The organism is Microcoleus sp. FACHB-SPT15 (assembly GCF_014849525.1).
Taxonomy (GTDB): Bacteria; Cyanobacteriota; Cyanobacteriia; order Cyanobacteriales; family Coleofasciculaceae; genus Symplocastrum; species Symplocastrum torsivum.
Genome location: NZ_JACJNU010000053.1, coordinates 206,159 through 218,518 on the forward strand (window position 1 = coordinate 206,159; position 12,360 = coordinate 218,518).

Annotated in this window: 8 protein-coding genes; 2 read left to right on the forward strand and 6 right to left on the reverse strand. The window is 45.6% G+C overall.

Features of this window, described 5'->3' with window-relative positions; genetic code table 11:
- Positions 1 to 125: 125 nt before the first annotated feature.
- Positions 126 to 1,901, reverse strand: a complete 1,776-nt coding sequence (locus tag H6F98_RS19970) for a GMC oxidoreductase (RefSeq protein WP_192220446.1) — start codon at positions 1,899 to 1,901, stop codon at positions 126 to 128.
- A gap of 365 nt (positions 1,902 to 2,266) precedes the next feature.
- On the opposite strand from H6F98_RS19970, the gene H6F98_RS19975 reads away from it, so the two are divergent.
- Positions 2,267 to 2,956, forward strand: coding sequence for a pentapeptide repeat-containing protein (locus H6F98_RS19975; RefSeq protein WP_192220447.1), 690 nt, complete (start codon positions 2,267 to 2,269; stop codon positions 2,954 to 2,956).
- A gap of 18 nt (positions 2,957 to 2,974) precedes the next feature.
- Here H6F98_RS19975 and H6F98_RS19980 read toward each other — a convergent pair whose 3' ends face one another.
- A complete protein-coding gene (locus H6F98_RS19980; protein WP_192220448.1) occupies positions 2,975 to 4,513 on the reverse strand; it encodes a DEAD/DEAH box helicase family protein in 1,539 nt (512 codons plus the stop codon).
- Positions 4,514 to 4,549: 36 nt separating this feature from the next.
- On the opposite strand from H6F98_RS19980, the gene H6F98_RS19985 reads away from it, so the two are divergent.
- Complete coding sequence (locus tag H6F98_RS19985; protein ID WP_192220449.1) at positions 4,550 to 9,220, forward strand: PAS domain S-box protein; 4,671 nt, start codon at positions 4,550 to 4,552, stop codon at positions 9,218 to 9,220.
- Positions 9,221 to 9,312: 92 nt separating this feature from the next.
- Here H6F98_RS19985 and H6F98_RS19990 read toward each other — a convergent pair whose 3' ends face one another.
- The 4 genes from H6F98_RS19990 to H6F98_RS20005 all read right to left on the reverse strand — a co-directional run bounded on the left by H6F98_RS19990 (position 9,313) and on the right by H6F98_RS20005 (position 12,340).
- Entirely contained in the window at positions 9,313 to 10,650 is a 1,338-nt protein-coding gene (locus tag H6F98_RS19990) for an OB-fold nucleic acid binding domain-containing protein (protein WP_313929902.1), read from the reverse strand.
- Between the two features lie 186 nt (positions 10,651 to 10,836).
- Positions 10,837 to 11,742 carry a glycine betaine ABC transporter substrate-binding protein gene (locus H6F98_RS19995; protein WP_192220450.1) on the reverse strand — a complete coding sequence of 302 codons (906 nt, stop codon included), beginning with the start codon at positions 11,740 to 11,742 and terminating at the stop codon, positions 10,837 to 10,839.
- A gap of 18 nt (positions 11,743 to 11,760) precedes the next feature.
- Positions 11,761 to 11,934, reverse strand: a complete 174-nt coding sequence (locus H6F98_RS20000; protein WP_192220451.1) for a hypothetical protein — start codon at positions 11,932 to 11,934, stop codon at positions 11,761 to 11,763.
- Positions 11,924 to 12,340: a secondary thiamine-phosphate synthase enzyme YjbQ gene (locus H6F98_RS20005; protein ID WP_192220452.1), complete on the reverse strand. Its 417-nt coding sequence runs from the start codon at positions 12,338 to 12,340 to the stop codon at positions 11,924 to 11,926. The genes H6F98_RS20000 and H6F98_RS20005 overlap by 11 nt, the downstream gene beginning before the upstream one ends.
- Positions 12,341 to 12,360 lie beyond the last annotated feature (20 nt).

The following is a 12,360-nucleotide window of genomic DNA, read 5'->3' on the forward strand; positions in this document are numbered from 1 at the left end:
TTAAGCGAAGGCTGATTGTAGGATGAGCGATCGCACCTTACTTTTGTATTTAGAATCCCAGATTACAAATGTAGGGACATATAAGAATACGCCCCTACTCATTCATAGAAAAGCGATCGCACCTACTACAGCACGTTCTTCAAATGCTCTGCCAAACGCATCGCTAGTGCTGCAAGCGTTAATGTTGGGTTAGCAGCAGGAGAAGTGGGAAATACAGACAAGTCACAAGCATAGAGGTTGTCGTAACTTAAGAATTTCAAGTTTGTATCAACCACGCCATCATTCTCCGCACCCATCCGTAACGTTCCAACTTCGTGGGCAACTCCCCCTAAATCACCCACTTTGAGGTCAAGATTTTCACCCATTAGCGCCTCACCGCCCAACTGCTGAATAATCTTATCTTTAATCGCGTTCACTTCCCCAAAGAAAGCATTAGCACTAGGGCTAGGCTGCATCCGTACAGAGGGCTTCACAAAAGAGGCACCATTGTGATCAACCCCATTCTGATCCATTAGGGGCGCATTGAATAGAAAGACAATCTCACAGAGCATTGCATTGCCTTTCTGCTGGCGGTGTGCATTGACAATATCAGAGTCAAGATAGCGTCCCTGATTAAAGTCAGCTCCCAACTCCAAAACAATATTGTAGGGGTGCTGAGTTTCTGATGCCTGCTTATGCCAGGAGAGAACTTTGCTAGCAGCCGCAACGTTGTAAAACGGGGAGGTAGCGGGAACAGCAAAATGGGTGAAGAAGATGGGATGATCGGTAATACCAACGCCAATTTTGCCATTCGGGTCTAAAAGCTGACTAAGCTTAGCTAGCTTTGCACTCTCAATTGTTCCTGCTGAAAGGACAACCTGCTTTGCTTGAAATTTTCGGTATTTCTTAGCAATTAAGTCATAGGCAACGACTTTAGTAACTGAGGTACCTGTGGTTTCTAGCTCAACGACAGGATGATTGAGATTAATTGATAGATTTTGATTGCCGCTTGCACCATTAGTGAGTTGGGATTCCATCAGCAAATCAGCCGTGGAAAACATTCCCGTAGGAATTGTGTTTAGGTCAACATTACTGTGCTTAACGGCAACTGGAGCATCAATATGATTGAACTCAGGCAGTTGCTCTTTCAGGAATTTCTTGACACTTTGCTGATAAGTTGATGAGGGTAGCGCCAACCGCATCAAATCTTCTGCTAGCTGATAGCCACTATCTTCTAAGTACCATTTGATTGGAGTCGGCCAAGCATCCATTTCCCAAGAGGACATCCGGGGAATCAAACCACCCCAAAAAACTGACCGACCACCCAAATTAAAGGCTTGTGCCCCTTTATATTGAGAGTCATTAGGCTTGACGTAGTTCTGGATTTTAAACTCATCAAATAATCCCCAGACATGCTTGTCAAATTGCCCAATTTTGTGCTGACGAGGGAGATTAGCGACATGAGTAGGAAACAAATAGCTACCAGCTTCTAGGATGAGTACATCAACACCCAGATCTGATAATTGGTCAGCTAAAATTCCGCCACCAATGCCTGAACCAATAACGATGACATCAAACAAGTGGTCTTCATCTAGATTCGGCTTGAAGAAGAGATGTTGTACATAGCCGTTTTCAACAATCGCTTCTGTGATTGGAGGAAACTTGATTGCGCCTTCTTCATAAACATAATCACCACCCGCTACAGGTTGGAGATTAATATTCAGTCCTTCCATCCAGTAAGTTTCTTCGAGTACAAACTTGAAGAAGAAACCCTGCTGATAGTTGGATTCAGACAATTCAAAGCGCCATTCGTCATTCTGATATTCGCCCGGAATATCTTTCTCCCATCCGTCTACATTGTTCCGAAGGGTAATTAGCCAATCTGGAGTATAATTCGCTGTTTTGAACCGAATTGTGAACATACAGTTGATTCCTAGTGGTAGCCGTTCTTAAGTGGGGGAGGATAAGTGACGCTCTACTGGTTCAATTGTGCGAAATTCTTAGCAGCCTAACAGTACCCATGCCGGGTACTTTTTTAGTGGTAGATTGTAGCAAAAGAAACATTATGCGATCGCCTTTTCTCCTTGGTCAGTTGTTAACCTTCGACATAACAGGAATTTTGGAAGTAAATAGCTTGGGCAAAATGCTCTGAAAGTTAGGCGTGGTAGCTTAACTGTAGAGGGAAAAGGGAATACTAACGGTTGTGATGACGGGGAGGGGAGAGAAACTACTGGAGGCAAAGGGGATTTATGGGAAGCAACCGTTATTTATAAAGTGACTCATTACGATGGATGCTAGTGAGCTTCTAGAGCGCTATTCAGCAGGAGAGCGAGGTTTCTATTTTCCTAATCTGGAAGGTATTAACTTGAGTGGCATGAGTCTCAAAAGTGCCGAGCTGTTTGATGTCAAACTAATTCGTGCCGACTTGAGTAACGCTGACTTAAGTGATGCAAACTTGAGTCGAGCCATCATGAGTCGAGCCAATCTGAGTCATTCGTTTATGAGTCGCGCAGTCCTGAGTGGAACCATTATGAGTCGAGCCAACCTGAGTGGCGCAATTATGAGTGGTGCAACGATGAGTGGTGCAATCTTGATTGGTGCTTTCCTAAGTGGTGCTGATTTGTATCATGCCAATTTAAGAGGTGCGCTCCTCAGACACGCTGACCTGTATCATGCTTACTTGAACGGTGCCCTCTTAAAAAATGCTGAGCTGTATAACGCTTACCTAAGAGATGCTGATTTGTTTGGGGCAAATTTATTTGGGGCAAACTTGTGCGGGGCGAATCTCACTTATGCGAATTTGAGTTGTGCAAATTTGAGCTGTGCAAATTTGAGTTTTGCGGACTTAAGTGGGGCAAACTTAGGTGGCGCAAATTTAAGAAGTACTCTGATGTGTCAAACTATAATGCCCAATGGAGAGGTGTCAAATCCTGAGTGTCCCTCGTTGGTTTCAACCGCCAAATCAACGTTAAGTTGACTTTGAGAACGGTGATGATTAAAAGCTATCTGGTGTATCCTCTTCTCCCCATTTTGCAGGTGACTCAGCAGCTTTAGGAATTGTAGAACGATTTACTTCATACGTTGAAGACGGGAGAATTTCTAGCTGTCGATGCTTCAATTTCGGCTTTTCGACTTCTTTTCGTTTCTTGGCAGGTTCGTTTTTGAATTCTGAACCGTGCCGACGCTGGGATGTTCCTTCTTCGCTAGTATCTTCTGCCACGACTTCATAGAGAATGGCAAGTTTGTTATCGTCTGTACCTTTACGCAACACTCTCCCCAATCGCTGAACATACTCGCGTGCTGAACCTGTACCCGATAGGATAATCGCTACACGCGCATCTGGGACATCTACGCCTTCATTCAAAACGTGGGACGCTGCTAAGGTTTTGTATTCTCCCTCTCGGAAGCGCGTTAGGATATCATGGCGTTCCTTTACGGGTGTCTGATGAGTAATTGATGGAACCAGTAACTCTTGGGAGATGCGGTAGACAGTGGCATTATCGTTGGTGAAAATTAGAACACGCTCTGGGTAATGTTGAGCAAGTAAGTCTATCAGAATCCGGAGTTTGCCGTCGGTGCCAGAAGCAATTTCCTTGGCTTCTCGATGGGCAAGCATTGCTCTGCGTCCGGCTGGCGATCGCGCACTTGCCATGACAAATTGTTGCCAGCCTTGTAGACTACCGAGGTAGATATTTGATTCCTTCAAAAAGTCATTGCGAAGTTTAACGCACTCATTGTAGCGATCGCGTTCTTTTTGCGAGAGCTTGACTTTAATCTGAACAACCTTATGCTCTGCTAGTGCTGAACCAGAAAGTTCTTCAGGCGTTTTGCGATAGACTTCTGGCCCAATTAGAGCATTGAGGTCATTATGACGCCCATCCGAGCGTTCTGGGGTTGCCGTCAGTCCCAGTCGGTAGGGTGCGATCGCATATTCCGCAATCACTTTATAAAAGTCTGTCGGCAAGTGGTGACACTCATCAAAAATTAACAATCCATAGAGGTTTCCTAGTGCTTCGGCATGGATAGCCGCACTGTCATAGGTAGCAATGAGTAAAGGAGTGCGATCGCGTGAACCGCCCCCTAGTAACCCCAACTCCACATCGGGAAATGCCGCCTCTAGCTGAGCATACCACTGGTGCATCAAATCCAGAGTTGGCACTACAATCAGGGTACTGCGAGGTGTTGATTGCATCGCTAGCTGAGCTAAGTAAGTCTTTCCTGCCGCTGTCGGTAACACGACTACTCCTCGCCGTCCTGTTTGCTTCCAGGCTAAAAGTGCCTCACTTTGGTGAGAGTAAGGTTCCATCTCAAAACTGGGAACCAAATCTAGCGGAGAAAACTCCTTCGCGTCATCACTAAAGGTAGTTCCTTCTGCTTGCAAGGCTTCTACTAACTGGCGGTAATGAATTCCAGGGATACGAAACTTTTCTACCCGGTCATCCCAAGTGGCATAATCAACCCAGGCTTTGCCTTTAGGGGGTGGATGCAAGACCAGAGTTCCCCGGTCAAAAGATAATGTAGGGGTACGCACCATTAGTTTTAACTTCTCAATCCCCCGATAATTGTAAAAGTGAATCGCTCTCCACTTCCCGATTCTCCCCTAATCTCTTTGATAAAGCGGATTGCACAAGCCTCAGGTGCGATCGCGTTTTTTGTTGGCTTGATTGTCCTCATTGGCTGGTTGTTCAATGTCTCAATCTTGAAGAGTGTCCTTCCCAACTTAGTCACCATGAAAGCGAATACGGCATTGGCCTTTTTGCTGTCTGGGGTATCACTGTGGTTGTTGCAAGAAGCAGACAAGAGTAACAAGGTACGAAAAGAGGACACGGGAATACAGGAAGAAAATCCAGAGACTGCTACTAGTCGAAATAGTACCTTGCAAACTCGCATCTTTGCGTCTAGGCATCGAATACCTCGTTGGTATCACCAATATTTTTCGAGGCAGTCGCGGACTCAGGTTGCCCAAGTCTGTGCTTTCACAGTAGCGCTGATTGGCTTACTGACGCTGAGTCAATATTTATTCAACTGGAACCTTGGGATTGATCAATTGCTGTTTCGTGAGTTGCCGGAAGCCGTCGGAACCTCTCATCCAGGTAGGATGGCTCCGAATACAGCCTTGAACTTGACTTTACTGGGTTTTGCTTTGCTGCTTTTGAGCCAGAGAAGTCGTCGCTACCACGGATTGGCTCAGTTTCTTGCTCTAGTCGCGGCTTTAGTGTCCTGGCAACCACTACTGGGCTATGCTTATCAATTTAAATTTCTCTACGGCATCGCTTCCCATACGCAAATGGCAATACACACGGTAGTAACGTTCATTATTCTGTGTGTTGGTATTTTATTTACCTATCCCCAACAAGGAGTAATGAAAGTCGTTACAAGCGATAGCCTTGGCGGATTCATTGCACGTCGTCTATTAGTAGCGGCACTTGTGATTCCCTCCGTTGTCGGTTACGTTGTCCTCCAGGGTTATCGCGCTAATCTTTACAGCGCCTCCTTTGGGTTATCGCTGCTGGTTATAGTGACGATTGTTGTGTTTGCCGTTTGGATTTGGCAAATTGCCCAGACATTAGATCGAATTGATCGCGATCGCTCAAGCGCCAAGCAGTCGTTGCGTGAAAGCCAAGAAAGGTTTCGTGCCTTGGCAAATTCTACAATTGAAGGCATTTTGATTCATGAAGCTGGAAAAGTTCTGGATGCCAACCTCGCCTTTGCGAGAATGTTTGGCTACGAACTGAAAGAAGTCATACAGCTATCAGCATCTGAGTTTTTGACTCCTGAATCTTATGCGATCGCATTAGAAAAAATTCAATTAGGTGATGAAAAGCCTTATGAGCTAACGGGTTTAAGGAAAGACGGAACAACCTTTTCCTTAGAAGTAGAAGGAAAAAGCTCTCTGTACCAAGGTCGTCCGGTACGAGTGTCGGCGCTGCGTGACATCACAGAACGTAAACAAGCCGAAGCCGCTCTCCAAGAGAGTGAGAAGCGATTACGACGGCTGGTTGAGTCAAACATTTTTGGGGTTGCCTTCGGTGACTTTATCGGCAAAATCAACTACACCAACGACTACTTCTTGGAAATGACGGGTTATACACGGGAGGAAGTGCTTTCAGGGCAAATCCACTGGACACAGATGACACCGCCCGAATTTCTGCACTTGGATGCACAAGCAGCAGAAGAATTAAAGAGGCAAGGTGTTGCAACTCCCTTTGAAAAAGAATACATCCGAAAAGACGGAACGCGAGTTCCTGTTCTGATCGGTGGGGCAATGTTGCAAGAGCCTTATGATGAGCAACAGGAACTAGTCGCCTTCTATCTAGACTTAACTGAACACAAGCGAAGCCAAGCGTTACTTGCTGCACAAACTCGTATTCTAGAACTAATTGCCACGGGTGCCGCACTCCCTGATGTGCTGGATGTTCTAGCTCGATCCATTGAGGAACAGTCTGATAATGCTCTCTGTTCTATTCTGCTACTGAATCAAGATGGCACAGTGCTAGGTGAGTGTATCGCTCCTAGTATTCCAGAAAGCTACAAAGAAATTATCAACCAGGGTGTTGCTGTTGGAGTTTGTGCCGGAAGTTGCGGCACAGCCGTTTATCGTCAGGAGCCTGTAATTGTATCGGATATTGCCAACGATCCACTTTGGGCAGAGTGGCGAGATTTGCCTTTAGCTCATGGTTTACAAGCTTGCTGGTCAATGCCGATTTTTGGTAAGGATGAGGAGGTTTTGGGTACCTTTGCGATGTATTATCGAACACCGAAAGAACCCAGTCCTCAAGACCGGAAACTGGTGGAGGTATCTACTCATTTAGCAGGAATTGCGATCGCACGTCAACGAGCGGAGTCGGCGTTGCGAGAAAGTGAGGAGCGATTCCGAACGTTTTTTGAAGAAGCACCCATTGGCATCTCTGTTGTTGACTTAAGCGGTCGGTTTCTGACAGTAAATAAAACCTACTGTGAGATGTTGGGATACTCTGCACCAGAATTGCATCAACTTACCTTTGCGGCAATTACCCACCCTGACGATGTTCAAACCGATGTTGCCTATGTAGAACAGCTATTTAAAGGTGAGATACCGAGCTATCAGCTTGAGAAACGCTACATCAAGAAGAATGGCGAAAGTTTATGGGTTAATCTGACTTCGACAATGGTTTCTGATCAGGATGGGACAGTCTGTTTTGGATTAGGGATGGTTGAGGACATCACCGAGCGTAAACGGACTGAGGAAGCGCTTAGCGAAACCAACCAAACCCTGCAAGCGCTGATTCAAGCTTGTCCCTTGGCGATTACAGTTTTTAGTCTTGATGATGGGCTTGTGAAGATGTGGAATCCAGCCGCTGAGCAAATCTTCGGCTGGAGTGAACAGGAAGCAGTAGGGCATTTTCTCCCCTCTGTTCCTGAAGACAAACAAGCGGAATTCTTGGCAAATCTGGATTTTATTCGGCAAGGCAATACCTTAACAGGTATGGAAACTCGTCGTCAGAAGAAGGGGGGTAGAGCCATTGATATCAACGTTTGGGCTGCCCCTCTACGTGATGCAAAAGGCAATGTTAGCTGTATGTCGATTGTTGCCGATATTAGCGATCGCAAACATACCGAGGCAGCACTCAAAGAGAGCGAAGAACGGTTTCGGAAACTGGCAGAAAAGGTTTGTGTCATTCCTTGGGAGGCTGACGCAACAACAGGGAGCTTTACCTATGTCGGCCCACAGAGCCTACAAATTCTTGGTTATCCTTTATCAGATTGGTACACTGACAATTTCTGGTCTGAACACATCCATCCAGAAGATCGAGACTGGGTGATTCAATATTGCTTAGACTCTGCAGCTACCCTTGAAAACTACGAATTTGAATACAGAATGTTGGCAGCTGATGGACGAGTTGTGTGGCTGTACGATATCGTCAATGTCGTTCGGAGTGAGGATAAGCCTTCTGTACTGCGTGGATTCATGATTGACATCACTGAACGCAAGCGGGTAGAGGCAGAACGCGAACAGTTGCTAGCGAGTGAACAGGCAGCCCGTAGTGAGGCGGAATCCGCCAACCGCATGAAGGATGAATTTCTCGCGACACTCTCCCATGAATTGCGTACTCCGCTAAATGCCATGTTGGGGTGGACTCAGCTACTCCGTACCCGGAAGTTTAACGAGGCTACCGCCGCTCGTGCCCTAGAGACAATCGACCGTAATACAAAGTCATTGGCTGCACTCATTGAAGACGTTTTAGACGTTTCCCGGATTATTCGGGGCAAACTCCACCTCAATACCCGTCCAGTCGAACTGACTTCTATGATTGAGGCAGCAATTGATACAGTACGTCCGGCAGCGCAGGCGAAGGATATTCAGATTGAGTCGAGATTAGATTGCTCAATTGCACCAATCTTAGGGGATGGCAACCGCTTACAGCAAGTTGTCTGGAATCTCCTCTCTAATGCTATTAAGTTCACCCCCAAAGGTGGGCGAGTTGAGGTGCAACTATCAATAGTCAGTGGTCAGTTGGCATGGACAACGGATAATCGACAACAGACAACGGATAAATATGTCCAAATTCAGGTGAGCGACACAGGTAAGGGGATTGCTGCTGAATTTTTACCCCATGTTTTTGACCGCTTCCGCCAAGAAAATAGCTCCACCACTAGAGCTTATGGAGGATTGGGGTTAGGCTTGGCAATTGTCCGTCATTTAGTGGAACTGCACGGAGGGACTGTTCATGCCGATAGTCCAGGTGAAGGGCAGGGAGCAACCTTTTCAGTGCAGCTACCACTGGTATCGAGGCTTACAGAAGGCAGCAATCAATCACCCGTTGACTCAACGATTGAGCATAATGTGCCGCTTGACAACCTGCCCGACTTGAATGGGTTGCGGGTTCTCGTGGTTGATGATGAAGCCGATGCCCGTGACTTGCTGACTACTATACTTGGACAGTACGGCGTTGAAGTGACTACTGTTGCAACAGCAAGTGAGGTACTAGAGGCACTGCCACGGTTAAAGCCGAGTGTACTGGTAAGCGATATTGGGATGCCAGGAGAAGACGGCTATGCCCTAATTCGGAAAGTGAGGGCATTGGATGCCGAGCAAGGTGGAGAGATTCCGGCTGTGGCGTTGACGGCATATGCTAGAGCGGAGGATCGAATCCGTGCCCTTGCATCAGGTTTTCAGTTACATATGCCTAAGCCTGTCAATCCAGAAGAGTTAGTTGCGATAGTTGCAAATCTGGCAGGACGAACGGGAAAAGGATCTTAACGAGGAATGGGGAGATGCGATCGCATTAATCCTCTCCAAGAGTACCCTGAAGCTTGCAGCTTTCTGAACTTGTAGTAACTGCAGCTTAACTGTTATCGATTAAGCGAAGACGCACGAGCAGGAAATCCAGCATTGTTGAGAGCGTTAATTGCTGCCTTATAGTCTTGTACCCAATATTTAGAATCAAAGCGAACAAATTGGTGTTGCTGTGATGTGGCTACTGTTGCTAAGACTGGTCTTTTCGCATGATTTTTTTGCCCGGAGTATTCTTTCAGAATAGTTCTTAAATGGGTCAGTCCATCTTTAGTGACTCGCTCGGGTGGTAGTTCAACAACTACCATTTGTACAGTTTCAATAAACTCAGCATCCTCAATAATCATCTGAATTTGCTCATCTTTCCGATCTACTTTGCCCCAAACAATGATGCGGGCATCAGCTTTGATGAATTGTTCGATTTGCTTATAACTTTTAGGAAAGACGACACCCTCGGCTTGACCACTCAGGTCTTCCATCTGCACAATTGCCATAGGTTCACCTTTTTTTGTGATGATGGGCTTGACATCCGTCAGCATCACGATTGCGCTAAGAGTCGCTCTTTGATTTTGCTCAGCTAAGTCCGAAAGGTTAATTGGAGACATAAGTTTAGCGACTTGTCCCACTGATTTTAGAGGATGGTCAGATACATAGAAACCTAGCAGTTCTTTTTCTAAGCGTAGCTTTTCCTGCGCGGAAAAATCAGGAATATTAGGAGGCTGAGGGGCAGATTCTAATGCCGCATCATTAGTGTTTTTGGTTCCATTCGTGCTTCCTAAAATATCGAAAATATTAGTCTGTCCACTATCTCGATCTTTCGCCCGATCTTGCGCCCAACTAATTAATGCTTCTAGATTTTCAATCAGTTGCTTACGATTCGGTGAGATACTATCAAAAGCACCAGAGTAAATTAAGGCTTCCAAGGCTCTACGGTTAACAGCACGTAAATCAACGCGATCGCATAAATCGGCAAGTGACTTAAATGCACCATCAGTATTACGGGCATTTAAAATACACTCAATCGCCCCTTGTCCCAAATTTCGTACTGCTGATAACCCAAACAAGATTTTGCCAGCCACAGGCGTGAAATCAATCTCAGAACGATTGATATCAGGTTGCAATACATCAATTCCCATGCTTGAGCAGGTACCGATATATTTCTGCACCTTGTCTTGGGTTCCACTACTAGCCGTGAGTAGTGCCGCCATATATTCAACGGGATAATTCGCTTTTAGGTAAGCGGTTTGATAAGTAACATAACCATAAGCTGTTGAATGGGATTTGTTGAAGCAATTTGATGCCACTTTCCCATTTGCCAAAATAAAGTTATGGTCACGCTCTACACCAATGTCATAAACGGGTTGAATCCCTAATGATTTACAACCAACAATTTTCACTACGTTTATCACTCCTGAATTCAGCCGTAACTTTGAATAGTTAGTAGTTAAGGATTAAACAAACTACTAGTGCAGTTCGGCAGAAATAACTATCCAGTTGAAAAAGGTTAAAAAGCTTACTATACAAGCTTTATCGCCTTCTGCCTCCTAACTTCTGCCTTCTTGCACTATCTACCAACAATTTCCTCAAGACTTTAACAATCCTTCCTGAGTCAGAAATTCTTTTGCTACTTCTGCTGGTTCACGCTGTTTACCGCTTACCTCATAGTTTAGGCGTTGCATTGTCGCATCTGTCAGTTTAGGAGAAAGGGTATTGAGAGTATCACGAATACCTGGATTCTTATCCAACACTTCCTGACGCACAACTGGCGCAACTTGGTAGGGTGGGAATAACTTTTTGTCATCTTCTAGGACAACTAGCTTCAAGGCACTAATCTCTCCATCTGTGCCAAACGCTTCAACGACATCGGCTTCACCATTTTTTAAAGCTTGATACCTCAATCCTGGATCGAGAGGAATCAGTTTTTTGAATTCAAAGTTACCATAGACTTTTTTAAGACCAGGCAATCCATCCTCACGTTCCTGAAACTCGGCTGTGCTGGCGATTGTGAGTTGATTTGCCTTCTTCACCATGTCGGAGATTGTCTTGATGCCATATTTTGCCGCATCTTCCTGACTCATCGCCAAGGCTTGAGTGTTGTTCATCGGCGCAGGCTCTAGCCAGACTAAGTTGTATTTTTCTTTATAAGCTTTGGAAACTGTGTCAAATACCTGCTTTTGGTCACTATTGGCAGGTTGCTTCAAAACCGTTAATAAACCTGTGCCAGTGTACTCTGGGTACAAATCAATTTGACCACTTTCAAGACCCGCTTGGGCGACGGGTGTACCTCCTAAGTTCAACTTACGTTCAACTTTGATGTCATTGTTTTCTAGGACTAGAGCATACATTTCGCCCAAAATGAATTGCTCGGTGAAATCTTTTGAGCCGACTTTGACGGTTCCACCACTTCCACCACTCCCACACGCAATTACTGTGAGAGTCGTCAGCAAGGCAAGTACAAGCAGAACAAACGAGCGACGAATTAGCTTCATGGCGAAGTTCAGATTTAGTTAGATGCAGTTAATTTTAAATAGAGTAGCGCTATCTGTCAGACAAAAATTTGTGGTGAAAAAAGCGATCGCTCTTTTTCCCCAGAAGTTAAGTGAGCGTATCCCAATGATAAATTGAGCCGTTGGAATCTCTCTAGCTATTCCACGAATAGCACTAACGTCACTACTCTCCATAAATCGTTACAACGACTTTGCGTTGGCGTGGTTTGATGTCACATTCGAGGTGGAAGATTTGTTGCCAAGTTCCTAACTCTAGCTTGCCGTTCTGGATAGGCACAGTTAGGGAAGGACCAAGCCAAGTCGCTTGCAGGTGGGAGTGTCCATTGCCATCGTGCCACATCTGCTCGTGTCCGTAGTCCCGACTTGGTGGAATGAGCTTATTTAAAATCTCAGGTAAATCACGTTGTAGTCCCGGCTCAAACTCAATCGTACCAATTGCTCCCGTACTACCAATATTGAAGATGTGAGCCATTCCCGTTTTGATGCCGGACTTCTTGACGATGGAATTCACCTTCTCAGTGATGTCATGCATATCGCCATGACTATCTGTGGAAAGGGAAATTTGCTCCTGATGAACCATGAGTTGAGTGTGTAGTGTGT

Coding starts and splice junctions, on each gene's coding strand:
- H6F98_RS20000 (WP_192220451.1), bottom strand. CDS start 11,934: ATGGAGAGTAGTGACGTTAGTGCTATTCGTGGAATAGCTAGAGAGATT.
- H6F98_RS20005 (WP_192220452.1), bottom strand. CDS start 12,340: ATGGTTCATCAGGAGCAAATTTCCCTTTCCACAGATAGTCATGGCGAT.
- H6F98_RS19980 (WP_192220448.1), bottom strand. CDS start 4,513: ATGGTGCGTACCCCTACATTATCTTTTGACCGGGGAACTCTGGTCTTG.
- H6F98_RS19995 (WP_192220450.1), bottom strand. CDS start 11,742: ATGAAGCTAATTCGTCGCTCGTTTGTTCTGCTTGTACTTGCCTTGCTG.
- H6F98_RS19975 (WP_192220447.1), top strand. CDS start 2,267: ATGGATGCTAGTGAGCTTCTAGAGCGCTATTCAGCAGGAGAGCGAGGT.
- H6F98_RS19970 (WP_192220446.1), bottom strand. CDS start 1,901: ATGTTCACAATTCGGTTCAAAACAGCGAATTATACTCCAGATTGGCTA.